The organism is Acinetobacter sp. TUM15064 (assembly GCF_008980265.1).
Lineage (GTDB): Bacteria > Pseudomonadota > Gammaproteobacteria > Pseudomonadales > Moraxellaceae > Acinetobacter.
The window spans coordinates 15,265-35,831 of the sequence record NZ_BKFU01000037.1 but is presented as its reverse complement, the minus strand read 5'-3'; the positions used below and the strand labels follow the sequence as shown (position 1 = coordinate 35,831).

General features: G+C 40.4%; 19 protein-coding genes. 13 read left to right on the top strand and 6 right to left on the bottom strand.

Translation table 11 applies throughout. The features are described from left to right. Positions 1 to 426: 426 nt before the first annotated feature. Genes GBI16_RS11720 through GBI16_RS11710 form a run of 3 tightly spaced genes read right to left on the bottom strand, consistent with a single transcriptional unit; the run spans position 427 to position 2,393 of the window. Positions 427 to 1,044, bottom strand: a complete 618-nt coding sequence (locus GBI16_RS11720) for an OB-fold-containig protein (RefSeq protein WP_086207569.1) — start codon at positions 1,042 to 1,044, stop codon at positions 427 to 429. Positions 1,045 to 1,062: 18 nt separating this feature from the next. Continuing rightward, on the bottom strand, positions 1,063 to 1,374 hold the full coding sequence (locus GBI16_RS11715; RefSeq protein WP_171264395.1) for a Rieske (2Fe-2S) protein: 312 nt from the start codon (positions 1,372 to 1,374) through the stop codon (positions 1,063 to 1,065). Positions 1,375 to 1,388: 14 nt separating this feature from the next. After that, positions 1,389 to 2,393, bottom strand: coding sequence for an adenosine kinase (locus GBI16_RS11710; RefSeq protein WP_151707133.1), 1,005 nt, complete (start codon positions 2,391 to 2,393; stop codon positions 1,389 to 1,391). A gap of 138 nt (positions 2,394 to 2,531) precedes the next feature. On the opposite strand from GBI16_RS11710, the gene GBI16_RS11705 reads away from it, so the two are divergent. The 4 genes from GBI16_RS11705 (at position 2,532) to GBI16_RS11690 (ending at position 8,224) form a co-directional block, all read left to right on the top strand. After that, the gene (locus GBI16_RS11705; protein WP_086207566.1) at positions 2,532 to 2,984 is read left to right on the top strand and encodes a GNAT family N-acetyltransferase; all 453 of its coding nucleotides are present in this window, start codon (positions 2,532 to 2,534) and stop codon (positions 2,982 to 2,984) included. 178 nt (positions 2,985 to 3,162) lie between these two features. Beyond that, positions 3,163 to 3,954, top strand: a complete 792-nt coding sequence (locus tag GBI16_RS11700) for a hypothetical protein (RefSeq protein ID WP_151707132.1) — start codon at positions 3,163 to 3,165, stop codon at positions 3,952 to 3,954. Between the two features lie 173 nt (positions 3,955 to 4,127). Further along, entirely contained in the window at positions 4,128 to 7,067 is a 2,940-nt protein-coding gene (locus tag GBI16_RS11695) for an insulinase family protein (protein ID WP_086207564.1), read from the top strand. A 17-nt stretch (positions 7,068 to 7,084) separates the two neighbouring features. Next, positions 7,085 to 8,224: a phospholipase A gene (locus GBI16_RS11690; protein WP_151707131.1), complete on the top strand. Its 1,140-nt coding sequence runs from the start codon at positions 7,085 to 7,087 to the stop codon at positions 8,222 to 8,224. Between the two features lie 62 nt (positions 8,225 to 8,286). Here GBI16_RS11690 and GBI16_RS11685 read toward each other — a convergent pair whose 3' ends face one another. Beyond that, positions 8,287 to 9,636 (bottom strand): TrkH family potassium uptake protein, encoded by a 1,350-nt coding sequence (locus GBI16_RS11685; protein ID WP_086210237.1) that lies wholly within the window; start codon positions 9,634 to 9,636, stop codon positions 8,287 to 8,289. Then, complete coding sequence (locus GBI16_RS11680; protein WP_086210236.1) at positions 9,633 to 10,286, bottom strand: TrkA family potassium uptake protein; 654 nt, start codon at positions 10,284 to 10,286, stop codon at positions 9,633 to 9,635. The genes GBI16_RS11685 and GBI16_RS11680 overlap by 4 nt, the downstream gene beginning before the upstream one ends. A gap of 148 nt (positions 10,287 to 10,434) precedes the next feature. Between GBI16_RS11680 and GBI16_RS11675 the strand changes: the two genes are divergently transcribed. After that, the gene (locus GBI16_RS11675) at positions 10,435 to 10,932 is read left to right on the top strand and encodes a hypothetical protein (RefSeq protein WP_151707130.1); all 498 of its coding nucleotides are present in this window, start codon (positions 10,435 to 10,437) and stop codon (positions 10,930 to 10,932) included. 36 nt (positions 10,933 to 10,968) lie between these two features. Here the strand turns inward: GBI16_RS11675 and ilvA are convergent, their stop codons facing one another. Further along, positions 10,969 to 12,507 carry a threonine ammonia-lyase, biosynthetic gene (ilvA, locus tag GBI16_RS11670; protein ID WP_086210235.1) on the bottom strand — a complete coding sequence of 513 codons (1,539 nt, stop codon included), beginning with the start codon at positions 12,505 to 12,507 and terminating at the stop codon, positions 10,969 to 10,971. Between the two features lie 106 nt (positions 12,508 to 12,613). Between ilvA and rpiA the strand changes: the two genes are divergently transcribed. From rpiA to GBI16_RS11630, 8 genes are all read left to right on the top strand, one after another. Next, positions 12,614 to 13,285, top strand: coding sequence for a ribose-5-phosphate isomerase RpiA (rpiA, locus tag GBI16_RS11665; RefSeq protein ID WP_086210234.1), 672 nt, complete (start codon positions 12,614 to 12,616; stop codon positions 13,283 to 13,285). A 127-nt stretch (positions 13,286 to 13,412) separates the two neighbouring features. Next, positions 13,413 to 14,096: a M48 family metallopeptidase gene (locus GBI16_RS11660; protein ID WP_086210233.1), complete on the top strand. Its 684-nt coding sequence runs from the start codon at positions 13,413 to 13,415 to the stop codon at positions 14,094 to 14,096. Positions 14,097 to 14,278: 182 nt separating this feature from the next. After that, a complete protein-coding gene (locus GBI16_RS11655; RefSeq protein WP_171264486.1) occupies positions 14,279 to 15,391 on the top strand; it encodes a diguanylate cyclase in 1,113 nt (370 codons plus the stop codon). A gap of 107 nt (positions 15,392 to 15,498) precedes the next feature. Continuing rightward, entirely contained in the window at positions 15,499 to 16,554 is a 1,056-nt protein-coding gene (gene argC, locus GBI16_RS11650) for an N-acetyl-gamma-glutamyl-phosphate reductase (RefSeq protein ID WP_171264485.1), read from the top strand. Between the two features lie 79 nt (positions 16,555 to 16,633). Beyond that, a complete protein-coding gene (locus GBI16_RS11645) occupies positions 16,634 to 17,380 on the top strand; it encodes a DUF6776 family protein (RefSeq protein ID WP_119063369.1) in 747 nt (248 codons plus the stop codon). A gap of 17 nt (positions 17,381 to 17,397) precedes the next feature. Further along, positions 17,398 to 17,814, top strand: a complete 417-nt coding sequence (clpS, locus tag GBI16_RS11640) for an ATP-dependent Clp protease adapter ClpS (protein ID WP_086210230.1) — start codon at positions 17,398 to 17,400, stop codon at positions 17,812 to 17,814. A 9-nt stretch (positions 17,815 to 17,823) separates the two neighbouring features. Beyond that, entirely contained in the window at positions 17,824 to 20,100 is a 2,277-nt protein-coding gene (gene clpA / locus GBI16_RS11635; protein ID WP_086210229.1) for an ATP-dependent Clp protease ATP-binding subunit ClpA, read from the top strand. A 92-nt stretch (positions 20,101 to 20,192) separates the two neighbouring features. Further along, positions 20,193 to 20,546 (top strand): YnfA family protein, encoded by a 354-nt coding sequence (locus tag GBI16_RS11630; protein ID WP_086210228.1) that lies wholly within the window; start codon positions 20,193 to 20,195, stop codon positions 20,544 to 20,546. Positions 20,547 to 20,567: the final 21 nt, after the last annotated feature.

Genomic DNA, 20,567 nt, shown 5'->3' with positions numbered 1-20,567 from the left:
TGATGATATGTGATGAAAAATAAACTAATATTTAAGCATTTTAAAGTTGACTAAAATACTTATATTTATATTTAAAAACCTGACTGAAATACTTGTATATATTTATTTTAAATCCGACTAAAACGCTTATATTTAAAAAAAATGTCATTTTATCGAGAATTTGTCTTAAAATTATAAAATTGATAGGTCTTTTAAATCATTGAAGAATAGCTGGTCGAAGCGATAGCCCTTTTGCCTCGAAACTCTAGTGTAGCTTTGCTTTAGGCAGCAGCATTTTTGAAAGGTTGAGTGATACAAGGTCATATTTAAATATTGTTATTCTGTATTGATCTGAGAATATTACAATGATGGCGCAAGCAAAGCCGATACACTGAAAATGTGTAACAGACCAATAGTGGAGCTCAAGTGGATGTTTGAGAGCCGTGTTTAGTTGCTGATCTCACCACTAAACAGTTGGTTAGATTTTGAAATTCTTTTGGCGATGTAATGTGATTTTTTTAGTCGAATCAGAATAATTTGCGACTGAAATTCGAGCTCGCCAAACTCAGGTTCAACTTGGACATAGTGTAGTTGACCATACTCATCGCGCACACGTGCTTGAGCTGAAAAGCCAGGACGGGCATTGCCACTGGAAATAGTGGCAAGGCGACCCAATAAATTGGTTTGTCTTTTGATGGGTCTGGGTTTAATCACCTGATCTAAACAGTGAATCATAAAAACGGTGAAGAAGATCGCAATAATCAGGGCTGGCAGGATGAGGTAGTATGCGGAGGTAAAGGCTTGTTCCTTTGCATAAATACAAAATTGAAGGAAATAACCCGCGACACTGAAGTTCAGCAAAAGAAAAACCACAATCAGGGTTTTTGAAAATTTCACGTCTAATAATGGAGATTGTGTGAGCTTTTGTGGAGATAGTTTTTTGAGAAAGTGACTTGGGCGTGAATTAAAAAAATAGCCAAGGGTTTCCACCATGCTGAGTAAAAGCAAAGCCAATAAACTGAAATGAAAAATCATCAAATCAGGGTGGTGTAGCAGCTCATACATGGTGAAAGTCCAAATATATTATTCTTCTGTGAGGTAAATTCCACCATCAGAATGCACGGTAATCTGCACTTTTTCAAGTGCTTCACCTTGGCAAGGCCCCGAGATGCATTCACCTGTTTCAACTACAAATAATGCACCATGCGTTGAGCATTCAATAAATTCTTGGTCTCGATCTAAAAATTGATTTTCCAAAAACTCCAGTTCAACTTGGAGGTGAGGGCAGATATTTTGATAGGCAAAAAATGCACCGTCACGTTGGGTGATAAAAATTGTATCCCCATTGGGTGTCTCAAAGGAGCGTGCTTCACGTTCTGGGATGTCTTCCGTCATGCAGATTTTGTGCATTATGCGCATTCCTTTTGCAATTGTTGGAACAATTCAGTGTAATCCGCGATATCTAGGCGAGGACCAAATTGAGCGACCACTTCGCTTGAAATCAAAATAGCCAGTTGCGCTGCGGTATGTAAGCCTAAGCCTGCGTTCACAGCGTACAAGAAAGCACCTGCAAAGGCATCGCCAGCACCATTTGCATCGACAGCATCAATTTTACGGCCTGCGACACTAAATGTTTCTTGCGCATTTGAAATAAGGGCACCTTCAGCGGAAAGGGTAATGACCACGTGTTGACTGAACGTTTTGAGTTTTGCCAAAGCTGCCTCAACCGTTACCGTTTCGGTGTACATCATGGCTTCTTGCTGGTTACAGAATAATAAGTCCACACCATCTGCAATCATTTCATCCAATCCATGACGTGCATATTGCACCATCGCTGGATCAGAGAGGGTTAATGCAATTTTAACACCATGTGCTTTGGCAATTTCACGCGCTTGTTTAACAGCTAAACGTGCGCTATCGCTGGTTGAAAGATAACCTTCGATATAGAGCCATTTCGCTGTTTTTAAAGGTTCAAAATCTATCTGTTGTTCAGTCAACTCAGCGGTAATACCCAAATAAGTGTGCATCGTCCGTTCAGAGTCTTCACTGACCAAAACCATACACGTGCCTGTGACGCCTTCGCTGATTGATTTCTCAGTGTTTTTAATCCCTGCTTCATGCAAACCATTGAGGTAAATTTTACCCAATTCATCATTACCTACACGACATGCATAAAAGGCTGAACCACCTAAGGCACTAAAGGCAACGGTAGTATTTGCTGCTGAACCACCTGATGCTTGACCTTTATAGCTTTGTGTTTCTTTTAATTTTTTATACAGATCTGCTTGTGTTTCACCATCAGTTAACTGCATAGTGCCTTTTTGCAAATTTTGTTGAATAAGGAAGTCGTCAGAGACTTTAAATTCTTGGTCGATTAGTGCATTACCAATTGCAAAAAGATCAACAGTTGCCATGTGTTTTTCGTCACGTATTGAAATTAAAGCGACATTTTACACTAATGCTCATAATTGCTGTAGTTTGTTGAGTAAAATTCATTTTATTTACATGGTAAATGTAGTGAAATGGCTGTGGTTATATTCAAGGAAGTTTAGATGGAAATTTTAATTCAAGCGGCAGAACAATTACCTCCTCAAATGCAAGCTTTGGCGCAACTGGCAGCAAAAGAAGGATATGAACCGTTGACCCGCTTGATCGAAGAATATCAAAGTGGGAAAAATCGTTTTAATCAAAAGGGTGAAGTGCTGTTGTTGGCTTATGATCAAGATCAGCTTATTGCCTGTGGTGGATTAAACCAGCAATGGGGTGAAAACGAAATCGAGGCACGTATTGGTCGTGTACGTCGTTTCTATGTGCATCCTAAATATCGTAAAAGTGGTGTGGGGCGTCAACTATTGGCACATTTGGAAAAATATGCACGTCCGAATTTCTCTGCGTTGTGTTTAAACACAGCAGATTTATCTGCTGTAAGTTTTTATCAAAAGCAAAATTATGTTTTTGTTGAAAATCATCCGAACTATAATTATTTCAAATACCTGATTGGTTAATCAGTATAGCGAACATTGTCTTCATGAACAGCTGTATTGTCGCCGCTTGTGATACAGCTGAATGCTTCGATGAGAGCTAAAATTATAATGGGCTATTAAACGGATTAGGTCTTATTTTAATCTGATCTTAAGCCAATAAGCTGACAATGGGCATCTGTTGTTTATTGGGGTGTTAATAATGCCTATTGATGTGAATTCCGCCGCAAGTGTACAAGATGTACATCAGGTATTAATGAAAGTGCCACAAATCACGGCTCTTTTTTGGATAACTAAAATTTTTGCAACGACATTTGGTGAAACGGCGGGTGATGCTGTTTCAATGTCGATGAACTTGGGTTATTTACTCAGTACTTTTATCTTTTCACTCGTTTTTATTGTTGCTGTTTTTTTTCAAATCAGATCGAAGAGTTATCATCCCTTTTTATATTGGTTCGCCATTATTGCCAGTACAACTGTAGGGACAACTTTAGCTGACTTTGTTGATCGCTCATTAGGCATTGGTTACGTGGGTGGGAGTGCATTATTATTAAGTTTGGTCGGGATTTCGCTTTTTATTTGGCATAAATCTGAAGGCAGTATTTCACCACATGTGGTGAATCAGCCACGAGTTGAGCTTTTCTATTGGTTAACGCTGACATTTTCCCAAACTTTAGGTACTGCTTTAGGTGATTGGTCTGCAGACACAGCAGGTTTAGGTTATAGCGGTGGGATTGCACTATTTAGTGGACTGATTTTATTTATTTTACTTTTGTATAAGTTGAGCCACATTTCGAGGACTTTTCTGTTTTGGTCCGCTTTTATTTTAACGCGTCCTTTAGGGGCGGTTGTTGGTGATTTCTTAGATAAACCTTTAAGTTCTGGTGGTTTAGATTTGAGTCGTTTTGGCGCATCTGCAGTGTTACTGATCGCAATAGTGCTTTGTGTATGGTGGGCAAAAAAAACCGAAAAACTGGTTAATGATCCTGTCTAATCGTTATTGATTCAGTATTTGCGGGTGGATTCAGTTGGGTATAGGTCCCGTCAGTTCAACGCTTTTTAAAAGTTGACCAAGTTACTTGGAAAATTGTCAATGAATGAGTCTTGTTCTTGATTTTCAGGTTATACTTGAAACATTTAGAAAATGCTTTGAATTGAGGAGATCACATGACTGTAGATGTCACTGAAACCATTTCACAAACTGTACATCCTGCGTTTCAGTTGGTACGTCAACACCATGTTGAAGCTTTAGACATCTTAGTGTCTGAATATAAACATAAAATCACTGGGGCGGTGCATTATCACTTAGCCACCAATCACGATGAAAATGTATTTTTGGTTGCATTCCGTACTCAGCCTATGGATTCAAAAGGCGAAGCGCATATTTTAGAACATACTGCGCTTTGTGGTTCAGAAAAATTCCCTGTGCGTGATCCGTTCTTTTTAATGATTCGTCGTTCATTGAATACGTTTATGAACGCTTTTACAGCAGCGGATTGGACGGCTTATCCATTTGCGACGCAAAATAAAAAAGATTTCCAAAATTTATTGGAAGTGTATTTAGATGCGGCTTTTGCGGCTAATTTAAATCCGCTTGATTTTGCTCAAGAAGGTATTCGTATTGAGCTTGAAAATGGTGAACCTGTTTATAAGGGTGTGGTTTTCAACGAAATGAAAGGGGCGATGAGTTCGCCTTCAGACCAGTTGTATCATCAGCTTGCACATCACTTATTTCCAGAAACGACCTATCATTACAATTCAGGTGGCGACCCGAAAGATATTCCAGACTTGACTTATCCTGAGTTGGTGGATTTCTACAAGTCGCATTATCACCCAAGCAACGCAGTTTTCATGACCTTTGGTAATGAGCCTGCCTATAATTTGCAGGAGCAATTTGAAACTTTGGCTTTGGCTAAATTTTCTAAAGGTGAAACGCTTTATTCTAAAGAAGAACGTCGTTTAACAGCACCCGTAGAAGTGACTGAAACCTATGCGGTAGATGCAGAAGATTTAAAAGATAAAACTTATCACATTATTTCGTGGTTATTGCCTAAAGCTAGCAATATAAAGCTTCGTTTAGGTATGCGATTGGTTGAAGGTATACTTTTAGAAGACTCAGCTTCACCACTGCGTCATTATCTTGAGACTTGTGGTTATGCACAGTCTACAGGCCCGATTATGGGTGTAGATGATTCGAACTACGAAATGACCTTCTACTGCGGTGTACAGGGTTCAAACCCTGAACATGCGGCAGAGTTTAAAGCAGGTGTCTTTAAAATCTTAGAAGATGTGGCTGCAAAACCTGTCGATCAAAACATGGTCGATGCGATTTTACATCAGATTGAATTGCATCAACGTGAAATCAATGGCGACGGTATGCCTTATGGTCTAAGCCTGATTTTAAATGGTTTGGGTAGTGCGATCCACCACAGCGACCCAGTCACTGTTTGGGATGTAGACTCAGCTATTGCTGCGGTGAAAGAAGAATTAAAAGACCCGATGTGGTTATCCAATCTCATCAAGACGCATCTCATTGATAACTCACACCGTGTACAAATGACTTTGGTGCCAGATGCCAATAAATCTGCGGTGGAAGCCGCAGATGAGAAAGCACGTTTAGCTGCAATTGGTGCGCAACTTACAGAAACTCAAAAAGCAGAAATTGAAGCACAGACTGAGGCATTGAAAGTCCGTCAGGATACACCAGATGACTTAAATTTATTGCCAAAGGTGGGCTTGGAAGATGTGCCAGCTGAATTGCAAATTGTACAAGGTCAATTGCGGGAGATTATCTCTAATCGTACTGATTACCCGCTCAATCTCTATCATGCAGGCACGAACGGTATTTACTACAACCAAGTGCTGATTCAGATTCCACAAGATGTGGTGCAGTCACCATACTTTAACTTACTGTCTATTTTGATGGGTGAAGTGGGGGCAGGTCAGTACGATTATCTTGAGCTACAACAACTGCAAACTGCTGTAAGTGGTGGTTTAGGAATGGGTGCGTCGTTACGTTCTCACGTGAATGATAAAAACCAAATCAGTGCGTGGCTCACGCTGACTACAAAATCGCTGGTGAGTAGTTTAGAAAGTATTAACTTGTTGAAATTGGCGTTTGAGCAGTTACGTTTCGATGAAAAAGACCGCATTATTGAACTCTTGCAACAACGTAAAACACGTTGGGCATCACGTCTTTCAGGATCGGGTCATAGTTATGCTATGCAAATTGCAGGGCGTAACCACAGTGCTTTAGCTAATCGTGATTATCACAACACGGGTTTAGGTGCATTAAACTGGTTGGGTGAGTTGATTAGCCGTATTGAAAAAGATGAAGTTGCTTATGAAGATTTCATTCATGAATTAAAAGCCATTCATTTAAAACTTTTACAAGCACCGAAACAATTTTTGTTGGTGTGTGAAGAACACCAATCTGAGCGCTTGCTAGAAGAAGTTCAAAATGTCTGGGACAAACTAGAGGTTTCTGAGCAAGTTGTGAGTCTTAAAGCTGTGGAGCAGGAAAACACAGATACAGATGAAGCATGGTTAATTCAGGCCAATGTTCAATTCTGTTCATCGGCTTACCCAGCAGTTGAAGTTTCACATCCAGATGCAGCAGCACTGATGGTTCTTGCTGCTTACTTACGCAATGGATTCCTACACAGTGCGATTCGTGAAAAAGGCGGTGCGTATGGTGGCGGTGCAAGCTATGATGGCAATGCATGCTCATTCCGCTTCTATAGTTATCGTGATCCACGTTTAGCGGAAACTTTCAGTGACTTTGAAGGGAGTGTGCAATGGTTACTCAATACTGAGCAAAAACCACATCAGCTTGAGGAAGCGATTTTGGGTTTAATTGCAAGTATGGATAAGCCAGGTTCGCCAGCGGGTGAAGCCATTACTGCATGTTATGCACTATTACATGCCCGTACTCCAGCCTTCCGCAAGCAGTTGCGTAGCCGTCTTCTAGCAGTGAATTTTGAAGATTTAAAGCGTGTTGCGGTACAATATTTGCTTGAACAAAAACCAACGAAAGCAGTGGTTGCACCTATTGCGAAGCGTGATACCTTGATTGAGCTAGGTTTCAGTATTCAACAAGTTCAGTAAAATAATAAGAGGGTCGTATGGCGTTTAAACCATTTGAGCGTTCAACTTTAGCGCTGAGCGTAAGTTTGCTCAGTGCTTTGGCTGTCGCTAAAACGCATGCACAAGTTTCAGAGGTGCCTGCGGCTCCCGCAACAGCTGAGGCATGTGTAGCATTAGAGTCAAATGCAGACCGTTTGGCTTGTTATGATGCATTATTTAAAATTCCTCCAGTAGCAAAGCCGCATATTGTTTCTGAACAACGTGCAGCGATGCAAATCGCGCCAGCGCCTGAAAATATCTCAGGGAAGATCGCACAAGGCGTTAGCTCTGTTTTTGCCTCGGAAGGTCCTAAAATAACGCCCAATTTATCTCTTATGGATAGCCGTTGGGAGCTTTCTCCAGAAAGTAAACTCGGGACATGGAATATTCGTGCCTATCAGCCTGTGTATTTAATGCCGGGCTTTTGGACGACGGATAAAAATGAGTTTCCTCAAAGTCCAAACCCTTCCAATACGGTGGATGAAGATCAAAACTTAAATTCAATGGAAGCAAAATTCCAACTGTCTTTAAAAACGAAAGCTGTTGAAAATCTGTTTGGGGACAATGGCGATGTCTGGTTGGGGTATACCCAGTCTTCGCGTTGGCAAGTCTACAATGCGGATGAATCCCGTCCATTTCGTGAAACCAACTATGAGCCTGAAGCCAGTTTGGTCTTTAGAACCAATTATGAATTGTTTGGTTTAAATGGTCGCCTATTAGGGCTGACTTTAAACCATCAGTCCAATGGTCGCTCTGATCCGCTTTCTCGTAGCTGGAATCGTGTCATTTTAAATCTCGGATTTGAAAGAGATAACTTTGCTCTCATGCTGCGTCCATGGTATCGAATAGAAGAAGATGCAAAAGATGACAATAACCCAGACATTAAAGACTATATCGGACGTGGTGATTTAACGGCATTCTATCGTTGGAATGAGCATGATTTTTCGCTTATGTTACGACATAGTTTAAAAGGGGGAGATGACTCTCGTGGCGCGGCACAGTTTGATTGGGCTTTTCCTATCTCTGGCAAACTACGTGGGCATTTTCAACTGTTTGACGGTTATGGTGAAAGTTTGATTGATTATAATCACCGGGCAACTTATGTGGGCTTAGGTGTATCTTTAATGAATTGGTACTAAGCCTCTGTAAATAAAAAAACCACGTTTCAAACGTGGTTTTTTTATGACATTGTTTTTAAGGATTAACCAATTTGAATATCTGTGGTTGGGTGTTTAAGCCGGCTTTTCTTCGGTGTTGCAATGAGGTATGCCAATGTTAATGGCCCTAAACGGCCTGCAAACATCAGAAGCATTAGAACAAATAAACTGGCAGGTTGAAGTTCGCCTGTAATCCCGCGGGACAAACCAACTGTACAGGCTGCGGAAATGGTTTCAAATAATAAGTCTATAAACTCATGATTCGGTTCAATTAACGTCAAGCTAAAGATGCCTAAAAAAACCAGAGTCGCGGTAATAGAAACAACAGCCATTGCTTTGAAGGATGTTTTTTCAGAAACGGCATGATTAAAGACACGAATTTCATCTTCACGTCTTAAAAAACTAATGACACTAAGTAAAACAATAATAAAAGTACCTACTTTAATCCCGCCTGCGGTACTCATTGAGCCGCCGCCTATGAACATCAGTAACATGGTCACGAGGGTCGAAGCATCTTTCATTTGTGCCAAATCGAGACTGTTAAAGCCTGATGAGCGAGGAACGGTTGCGTGGAACCATGCATTGAGTGCCTGGTCACCTAAACTCATTGGCGCTAAGGTAAGGGGGTTGTTGGATTCAATTGCCCATAAAAGAATAAAGGCGATGATGTTTAAGCCTGCAATCGTAGACAAAATAAGTTTGCTGTTGGTACTTAAGCCTTTCCAACGTTTACTACGTTTAATATCCATCAGCACCACAAAACCAATCCCACCAATAATGTATAACATGCTGATGGTAAAGGTAATGAGATATTGACCTGAGAAGCTCATCAAGCTGTTCGGGAAGAGTGAAAACCCGCCATTATTAAATGCTGAGACACTATAAAAGGCAGCATAGAAAAAGGCTTGATTGAAGTTATAGTCTTCCATCCATGCAATGGTTAAAATAACAGTACCAATGGCTTCAAAAAATAAGGAATAAAGCAGTACGCCTTTAATGGTAAAAGATACTTTGGATAAACTGGTTTGACCAATGGTTTCTTGCGCCATGATTTGTTGTTTTAAGCCCAACTTGGCCGATAGGCTTAATGCCGCCAAAATTGCAAAGGTCATAAACCCCAAGCCACCAATTTGAATTAATAGCATAATGATGACTTTACCTGTTACGGTAAAAGTTTCCCCCACATTCACCACAGATAGTCCAGTAATGGTCACAGCAGATGTAGCTGTAAAGAAAGAGTTGAGCCAGCTGAGTTCACCATGGTGTGAAATAGGGAGTTTTAATAACAGCGTACCAAGAATAATAAAACTTAAAAAACCCAAAGCTAATAAGCTAGGCGGGCTTAAATTAATTGTATTTTGCGGGTTGGGTTGCCATTCTTTTAGATTTTTCATGATTTGAACCGTGCTGAAAGACGACGTAATGTTTCAAGGACTCCTTCAACAACTAAAATATCACCCACTTGTAAAATTAAATTGGGATCTATGCTGTACAAAACTTCTGTACCACGCTTATGGAGTAATGTTTTTACATCAGGTGCTTGATCCATGAGTTGGCGGAAGCGTGTACCTTGCAATTTTTCGTCAATTTCAATTTTGACGATATAGTGATTATCTTCAAGCGCCATGTAGCGACTGACCATCGGGTAACATAAAGATTGTGCAATCCGAACGCCCATGTCTTCTTCGGGGTGAATAATTTTACTGATGCCTAAATGGCTCAAAATCATATGGTGTGATTTGGATTTGGCTTTAACCCAAATTTTCTCGACCCCAATATTTTTGAGGTGTAATACACATAAAATACTGGCTTCAATATTTTCACCAATTGCGACGACAACCGCATCGCAGTTTTTAATATTGAGTTCATCGAGCACATGTTCATCCGTTGCATCGGCAATAACGGCATGGGTTACTTGTTCAGAGATATTTTCAACATACTTTTTTTCACTGTCGATGCCAATCACATCATGCCCGAGCTCAATAAGTTGAGTTGCAACTGTGGCTCCAAAGCTTCCTAAACCAATCACTGCAAATTGCGCCATGTCATCTTTTCCTTAAATTTTTTATACGTCGATTGTTAACGCATGTTGTGCCGAATTTCACAAGATGTCATCTTTATACAGACACACTTTTTTGATCAATCATTTTTGAGTTATACCGAATATATCACTCATACAGAGGAGTATATAAATGCGGAAGACACTATATGAATCCCTTAGAATTGCCTTTCCAGAACTAAATGATACCGCAATTCCTGAAGAACAAGATGAGTTCGAGTACTTTGTTCGTTGGTTAAATACCTATTATTCAAATATACAAAAAATAGCACTCGATGATTTTCAGCAAAATGGTATTGATGAATGCCACAGACTACAACAACTTGGGGTTGATTTAGATCAGCTGAAAAATCAAATCAACGATGATATGGCTTCTTTTTACCATATGTACGACAGTGATGAACTTAAAGAAAACTCAGATATGCACAGCTATGATTTTGAGTTTAGTTTTGATGTGATTTTTAACCACATTAAGATTTTTATTGAACCTTATGAACTTAGCCTGTTGGTGATAGAGCGAGAAAATCCATATTGGCTGTTGGTTCCGCATAATGATGAGCTGATCGAGAGAATCATTGTGACATATAACCATACGTTTGGTGATGAAGAGCCAATCCAGCTCATAGAATAAAACCGCCTCGAAAGGCGGTTTTATGTATTGAATCTTTTATTTTAAGAAACGTTGATAACCTAAATTATTGGTAATTTCTTCGTATGGATATGAAATACTTTCTAGAGTTTCAACCAATCCGTCTGGGTTCTGTTTTGCATCACTTGCTTCTAAACCAACCAGTACACGACCTTCAGCAGCGCCGTGGTTACGGTAGTGGAACAAGGTGATGTTATGCGTTGGGCCAAGACGTTCAAGGAACATTAATAGTGCACCTGGACGCTCAGGGAACTCAACACGGAATAAACGCTCATTTTCAATGTCTGCATGCCCACCAATCAGGTAGCGAATATGTAATTTCGCCACTTCATCATCAGACAAATCATCGACATCAAACTGCGTTTTCAGTGCTTCGAAAATATCGTGACGTTCTTTTTCGCCACCTTTTAAGCTAATGCCGACAAAGACTTGTGCTGCACTGGCATCGCTCGCACGGTAGTTAAATTCGGTGATGTTGCGACCTTGTAACGCACGACAGAAATTCAGGAATGAACCTTTTTTCTCTGGAATGGTCACAGCAAAAATAGCTTCTTTGCGTTCACCTAATTCAGTACGTTCTGCAATATAGCGCAAACGGTCAAAGTTCATGTTTGCACCGCAAACAATAGAGACGATGTTTTTGCCAATCAGTTCATGGGCTTCAACATATTTTTTAATGCCTGCTAAAGCCATTGCACCCGACGGTTCAACAATACTACGACATTCATCATAGGTATCTTTAATTGCCGCACAAATTTCGTCGGTGTTGACTAAAACTACTTCACGTTCAACGATTGGGCCAGAGTTATCTGATTTTTGTAGCTGAATCACTTCAAATGGTTTTTCACCAATTTGCGCGACAGCCGTACCATCGGCAAATAGTCCGACTTGAGGCAGTACTACACGTTCACCCGCTTCAAATGCAGCTTTTAAGCAAGCAGATTCATCGTATTCAACAGGAATCACTTTGACGTGCGGTGCCACATCACCTAAGTAAGCGGCAACACCAGCAATTAAACCGCCACCACCCACAGCCACGAAGACATAATCAATATCGCGCCATTGACGTAAAATTTCATTACCAATGGTTCCTTGACCTGCCATGACTAATTCATCGTCATAAGGCGGAATGAATGTCATACCATCATCGGTTGCACGTTGAATCGCATATTTATTTGCAACATCAAAAGAGTCGCCATGTAGGACTACTTCACCGCCTAAACGCTTCACTGCCTGTACTTTGATATCTGGGGTGGTTTTCGGCATGACAATAATGGCGCGAATGCCGAGCTTTTTACCTGACAGGGCTACGCCTTGGGCATGGTTGCCAGCAGATGCAGTAATGACACCACGTTCGAGTTGTGCTCGAGGCAATTGACTAATGCGGTTATAAGCACCACGTAGCTTAAATGAAAAGACTGGTTGTAAATCTTCGCGCTTAAAACGAATGTTGTTATTGAGTTTCTCACTAATTCGAGGTGCCGCTTCGAGTGGAGTTTCGATTGCAACATCATAGACTGTTGCTTGTAATATTTGTCGAACCAAACGAGACAGCATGTTAATTTCCCATTTAACAGTTTAAAATAGGGGATCATTGTAACAAACCCCTGTACATTTGGGCTGTAAAATCAGCAACAAATGTCAAAAATAGTTGAGCCAAATTATGAGTCTGTATGCTACCCAAGATGAAAAAAAGCAAGCTGCTGCAAAAGCTGCCTTAAAGCACTTACCTAAAGGTGGCATATTAGGGGTGGGTACAGGCAGTACTGTCAATTTCTTGATTGAACTTTTACCTGAGCTTCAGCTTGAAGCGGCTGTGGCAAGTTCAGAAGCAACGGCTGAGCGCTTAAAGAAATTAGGCATTGAAGTGGTTGATATGAACTCTGTTGGCGGTTTAGATGCTTATGTAGATGGGGCAGATGAAATTGACCGTCATATGCATATGATCAAAGGCGGTGGTGCCGCACTGACTCGCGAAAAAATTGTAGCTTCAATTGCGAAAAAATTTGTCTGTATCGTGGATGACTCAAAATGGGTCAATCAGTTAGGTCACGACTTCCCACTTCCGATTGAAGTGATTCCAATGGCACGTTCTGCTGTAGCACGTAAAATTGTGGCACTTGGTGGAGATCCAGCTTACCGTGAGGGTGTAGTGACCGACAATGGCAATGTGATTTTAGATGTTTATAACCTGAACATCTTAAATGCACTTGAGCTTGAAAAGACCATCAATAACATTCCTGGTGTGGTATGTAACGGTATTTTTGCGATCAATAAAGCGGATATTGCTGTGGTTGCAACGGATAACGGGATCGAAGAACGTACCGCAGTTTAATTTTAAATTTCCCCAAGTCTCTCTTAAAAAAATGAGGGGCTAAAAGCAACAGCATTTTTATGGTGTTTTTCTCCCTCCTTTAACAAAGGAGGGCTGGGGAGGATGATTCAATAAAAGAATAATATTAATGACCTTAACAGACCTACCCGAAATCCAAATCACCCATCATGCACGTGCGACCCGTTTACGACTGCGTGTTGAACCGACTCAAATTCGTTTAACCGTGCCTAAGTTCTGTAGTAAACGACAAATTCAGGAATTTTTAAATCAGTCTGAGCAATGGATGGTTGAAACTTGGCAAAAGCAGCAAGTGAGCCTTGTACAAGTCGATCGAACCCTACCGTCAGAATTACATTTATTTAATCGACAGCATGCATTAACGATCAGCTATAAAACACAAAGACATGCTTATCTTTTTGATGAGCAATCTAACCAACTGTGGGTTAGTGATCGCCAGCCTGAAAGTTATTTAAAATCTTTTGTAATCGCATATGCCAAACAGTACTTGCCTGCCTATTTGCAACAGATTAGTCATGAAACTGGTTTAAAATTTGTACAATGCGCGGTTCGTCAGCCTAAAACCCGCTGGGGAAGTTGTAGTGTAAAGCATGATATTATGCTGAATAGTGCTTTGGCTCTGTTCCCTGAAGCGATTACGCGTTATGTCTGTGTGCATGAGTTGGCGCATACACGGCACTTTGACCACAGTGTACGTTTTTGGTCGGAAGTCGAGAAACATGATCCAGCATTTCAACAACATCGTAGAACGCTAAAAACAACGGCATTGCCGCATTGGTGGTACCAAAAATAAAAGCAAGTTTTGACCAAAAAATATAAAATATATTTCTTGAGACTGATTGAGATGCCATTAAAAAATGCTATAAACCTCATGCAGTAACATCAATATTTACCAATTTCAGTCGACAGACATTTAATGTGAATTTTGCAGATATCCACTATTTTATATTAATTGTTCCAGCATGCCTGATTTTAATGGGTAGCTTACTTTTAATATGTCATTTTGTTTTTAAGGCTCCTGCATATCTTTTGTGGTTGGGTCTAGGGTATATCGTGCCGTCTTTTTCTGTGGCTACGCAGTGTTTCATGTCGAATAAGCAACTAGCATTGTTCGCTCCGATTTTGGGATCATTTTATTTGTTCGGGGCATGGTCTAGTGCTTATGCTATGGGGCTAAGAAAAACAGCCAACGCACATTCGTCTGGATGTGCGATATTGATTGCAATCACATTGGTTTTGTTGAGCTATTATTCTTATATTGACGATCAGTTGTGGATCCGAATGCTCGTTTTAAATATATCCATTGCTGTGGTTGAGTCATTGGTGTTATTTTCAATGTTTAAAAATCATCAAAATGTTGATTTTCTTAATAAAATAGTTGATTTCTCCTATTTATTCATTGTGCTTTATACTTTCGCGCGTGGCATCATCATTTTTTTCTTTTTAAAAAATATACAAGCAGATATGTTGGCAACTTCTGTCTGGTGGTTAATGATGCTTGCTGCCAGCATTATCTTGAGCATGTGGTTTGCTATTGTTTTATTGGGTACTTTAGTCCGAGATATTATCCATCAACTGAATGATGAGCGTTTAAGAGATCCACTCACACATTTATTTAATCGACGTGGTTTTAATGAAGCAGCCAAAGTAAAGCTACATTGTTTATCTCAACAATCTTATTTTTTACTGATGTGTGATATTGACCATTTTAAAAAAATTAACGACCGCTATGGACATTTGATTGGCGATCAAATTTTACAGCAGGTGAGTCAAATTATTGGGCAAAACGTGTGTGGTCATGACCTTGTTGGACGTTTCGGTGGAGAGGAATTTATTATTTTATTGCAAGTGGATGATCTAGAGTTAGCTTATAGTATTGCCAATCGTATTCGTTTACGCATTTCGGATACTCAATTATCTTCAGAAAATATAACTGTGACAGCGAGTTTTGGACTCGCTGCAGTGCATCAACACAATTTAAAATATGCTATAAATGCTGCCGATCAATTGTTATATGATGCGAAAAATTCAGGACGAAACCAAATTTGTTTTGAGCCATCACTGACTGTATTAGATGCGCAGCATTAAATGTCTATAGCACCAAAAACGCATAAATTCCAAGTAAAACAGTTTAGAAAGCAGAAACTTCCTGTCATACTAGGCAGCTACAAAGTGGATAGTTTAAGTTTGAGGTAATACACGTGATTTCAGTTGGTATTGTCGGCGGTACAGGTTATACAGGCGTTGAATTGTTGCGTCTTTTACTACGACACCCAAATGTGCAAGTAAGCGTATTAACATCGCGTACAGAAGATGGTCGCCGTGTAGATGATATGTTCCCAAGCCTACGTGGACATACCGAACTCAAATATTCAGATTTGAATATTGATGAACTGAAGAAATGTGATGTGGTGTTCTTTGCAACCCCGCATGGCGTTGCCATGAAGCATGCAGAAGAATTGCTTGCTGCAAACACCAAAGTGATTGATCTTGCTGCAGACTTCCGTCTACAAGATTTAGAACAGTTCGAAAAATGGTATGGCATGCAACATGCATGTCCTGAACTATTAAAAGATTCAGTTTATGGTTTATCTGAGTTAAACCGCGAACAGATTAAACAAGCCAATGTCATTGGTAATCCAGGTTGTTATCCAACGACAGTGCAACTGGGTTTAGCGCCATTATTTAAGCAAAACGACACATTAGTTAAACCTGAAAGTATTATTATTGATGCGAAATCTGGTGTGTCTGGTGCGGGACGTAAAGCCAGCCTTGGTATGATCTATTCTGAAAATGCGGATAATTTTAAAGCTTATGGCGTTGCAGGTCACCGTCACCATCCTGAAATTGTGGAAGCATTGGAAAATATTTCAGGCTTAAAAAATGTGTTTAATCACATTTTATTTGTGCCACATTTGGTGCCTATGATTCGCGGCATGCTCAGTACGATCTATGTGGATTTAACTGATGCGGGTGAAGCTATAGATGTACAGAGCTTATATGAGCAGTTTTATGCCAATGAAGCTTTTGTCGATGTCATGCCTGCGGGAAGTTCACCAGAGACACGCTCTGTGCGTGGTGCAAATCAATTACGCATTGCTTTGTATAAGCCGCAACCGAAAAAATTGGTGGTAATTTCTGTACAAGACAATTTAGTTAAAGGTGCAGCAGGTCAGGCTGTTCAAAACATGAACTTAATGTTTGGATTTGTCGAAACTGCGGGTCTAGATGGAATTGGTTTATTACCATAAAAAACGTTTTAAAACTTCACACACATTTAGATTTCGATTTAAATGTGTGTTTTGAATTGAATCAAAATAAGAGATGACGATGCCGAACACTGACACAAATATGACGTCACAACAGCCTGAACCTGCAAAGCCGTTTTTACAGACCAATAAGCCCTTAGCGATTGGTGCAGTAATATTGGTTGTTGCGAGCGGATTATTGGGTTATACCGTTGGACATCGTCAGGGTTTAACGGTCGTAGGTTTTGATGCTGATGCTGAGCAACTGGTCGAAGTAGTACAAAAGCAAAAGACCAGTCTGGATGCTTTAAATAAAAACTATAATGCTGCTGTTCAGGAACGTGATGTCGCTGTCACCAATTCAAACGAGCTATATTTGTCTTTGCAAAAAGCGCTAGATCAACAAGCACAGTCTGAAACGACAGCAGTCATTTACCGTGAGGTTTTACGTCAACGCGGCGGTATTCCTTTGGCTGTTCAGCATATTACGATTAAACCTTTGCCTGAAAATGCATTTGAATACCAACTTGATTTGGTTCAAGTCAGTCCCTCAAAACGTGCAGCCTCTGGTACCGTTGAGCTCAGACTGATTCGTGGTACAGAAGTTTTGGTTGTTCCTTTGGAAGACAAAAATTTTAACTTTGAGAACTATGAGCGTTTAACAGGGCGTTGGACGATGCCTAAAGGCTTTACGCCACAGTTTATCGAAGTCCGTTTAACAGGCAGCACGCCAGTGACACGACGCTTTAGTTGGTCACGTGGTGAGGCCGTAGAAAGTCAATCTGCATTTGTCACTGAAATTCCTCAGGCAGAGGCGAATGCACAATAATTGTGAATTGTAAGTTTATGGGTATTTCTAAGCGTTCAACGTGTTTAAACGAAATTAAGCAGTCTTTTCATGAGTCTGGCTATGTCGATTGGCATATCAGCCCGCGCTTGAGCAATGATGAACCGCATGAAGACGAAAATAGTGATGTCGCTGTCCAAACCGCGCCACCTGAATTGAAACGTCCGCCACTTTATGCTGTCGTTTTAATGAACGATGACTATACCCCAATGGACTTTGTTATTGAAATTTTACAACAATACTTTGCTTTGAATCTTGACCAAGCCACTCAAGTAATGCTAACTGTACATTATGAAGGAAAGGGTGTTGCAGGCGTTTACCCGAGAGACATCGCGGAAACAAAAGCAAACCAAGTCAATAATTACGCTCGGTCTCAAGGTCATCCGCTACTTTGTCAGATTGAGCCGAAAGATTAAGGGGGTTCCATGCTCAGTCGTCAATTAGAAGTATCCTTACGTTTGGCTGTTAGTATGGCTCGACAAAAGAGACATGAATTCCTAACAGTAGAACATTTGTTATTGGCTTTACTTGATAATGATTCAGCCGTGAATGCATTGAAAGCATGTGGTGCGGATATTATTTTGCTTCGTAAAGAGCTCGAAGAATATGTAGAGCAACATACCCCTAAATTGGGCGAGAACAGCGACCAAGCACCGCATCCAACTGAGAGTTTTGACCGTATTTTGCAACGTGCGATATTCCATGTGCAATCGAGTGGTGGAGACCGTACAGTTGAAGGTGCAGATATCCTTGTCGCAATGTATTCTGAGCGTGATTCTTTTGCTGTTTATTTATTAAAACGTCATCAAATTAATCGTTTAACCCTAACTCAGTATTTAGCACATGGTACTCGTAAAGACGAGGTACAAGTGGAAGAAGAAGTTGAAGATTTAGATGGTGAGTCGAGCAGTTCAAGTAATGCTGGCCCGTTAGAGCTTTACACAACCAATTTAAATGTTGAAGCGCAAAAGGGAAAAACAGATCCTTTAATTGGTCGTGAAAAAGAAATTGAGCGTGCAGCACAAATTCTATGCCGTCGTCGTAAAAATAACCCGTTATTGGTGGGTGATCCTGGTGTCGGTAAAACATCCATTGCAGAAGGTTTGGCTTGGCTTATTGTCAATGGTAAAGCACCTAAACCATTGGCAAATGCAGAAGTGTATAGTTTAGATATTGGGGCGCTGGTTGCAGGAACAAAATATCGTGGAGACTTTGAAAAGCGCTTAAAACAATTGTTGAATGCCTTAAAAAAGAAACCAGAAGCGATTTTATTTATTGATGAAATCCACATGATTATTGGTGCAGGCTCGAGTATGGGTAGCACGATGGATGCATCAAACTTAATTAAACCTGCTTTGGCCAATGGTTCATTACGCTGCATCGGTTCAACCACGTTCCAAGAATATCGCCAAGTGTTTGAAAAAGATCATGCATTGTCACGTCGTTTCCAAAAAATTGATGTGAATGAGCCATCTATTTCAGAAACGATTGATATCCTACGAGGCTTGAAAAGCAAGTTTGAAGATTTCCATCATGTTAAATATGATGACAAAGCTTTAATTTCAGCGGTTGAGTTGTCTGCAAAGTTCATTAATGACCGTTTCTTACCAGATAAAGCCATTGATGTGATTGATGAAGCAGGGGCGCAGCGTCGTCTGAAAGCTGAACAAGATGATACGCTTATTACGGTGGAAAATATTGAAGATATCGTGTCGAAAATTGCACGTATTCCACCAAAAACCGTATCTAAAGATGACAAGACTGTTCTTGAAAATCTTGAGCGCGATTTAAAACGAGTGGTCTTTGGTCAAGATGAAGCCATCGAAGCTTTAGGCTCAGCAATTAAGCTGTCACGTGCAGGTTTAAAATCACCTGATAAACCTGTAGGTAGTTTTGTTTTTGCGGGTCCAACTGGGGTAGGTAAAACAGAAGTTACCAAACAACTTGCGAAATTATTGGGCGTTGAGCTGGTTCGTTTTGATATGTCGGAGTATATGGAGCGTCATGCGGTTTCACGTTTGATCGGTGCGCCTCCCGGTTATGTGGGCTTTGATCAAGGTGGTCTGTTGACCGATGCGATTCATAAGAATCCGCACTGTGTATTATTGCTAGATGAGATTGAAAAAGCACATCCAGACGTGTTCAACTTATTGTTGCAAATTATGGATCATGGTTCATTGACCGATAACAATGGTCGTAAATCAGACTTCCGTAATGTGGTGTTGGTCTTAACTACAAATATTGGTGCGGAAAGTATTTCTCGTGTGAGTATTGGCTTCATGGATCAAGACAACAGCAATGATAACCAAGATGCGATGAAAAAAGCGTTCTCTCCAGAGTTCCGAAATCGTTTGGATAGCGTAATTCAGTTTAAAGCGCTGCCTACTACTGTGATTGAAAATGTGGTGGATAAGTTCTTAACTGAATTACAAGCGCAACTGGACGAGAAAAAAGTCATTCTTGAAGTGGATCAAAGTGCACGTGAGTGGATGGCCGAAAATGGTTATGATCGTCTAATGGGTGCTCGCCCAATGCAACGACTGATTCAAGAGCATTTGAAAAAACCACTGGCTGAAATGATTCTATTCGGTGAGCTTGCAGAACATGGTGGCAATGTTGCGGTCTCTGTGAAAAAAGAAAATGGTAAAGCGGTTGGTTTGAAACTCGAAGTTTTTGAAGACCAAACGGCTGAACCTGCTTAAAGATTTTTACATCATCTAAAAACCCGTGTTCGCACGGGTTTTTTATTGAAAGCAAACGATTTAAAGACTAATAGCGAGTAAAAATAGACTGTATGGATATTCAATTCACTAAGATTTTTAGTACATTTGTACTGTTTTTAATTACAGCAGTGATGGAAATATTAGGCTGTTATTTCCCTTATTTGATTTTAAATCAGGCGAGAAGTCATTGGTTGTGGATTCCTACAGCTTTAGCGTTAGGTGCTTTTGTGTGGCTGTTGACTTTACATCCGGCTGCGTCAGGACGTATTTATGCGGCTTATGGTGGAATCTATATCTTTACCGCATTGCTGTGGTTGCGTTATGTCGATCAGGTTCAGCTTTCCCGTTGGGATATAATGGGCGGTGCAGTAGTTTTAATTGGTGCTGCTATGATTATTTTGCAACCACAAGGATTGGTTCGCTAGAGCAGAGAACCAATCACTATA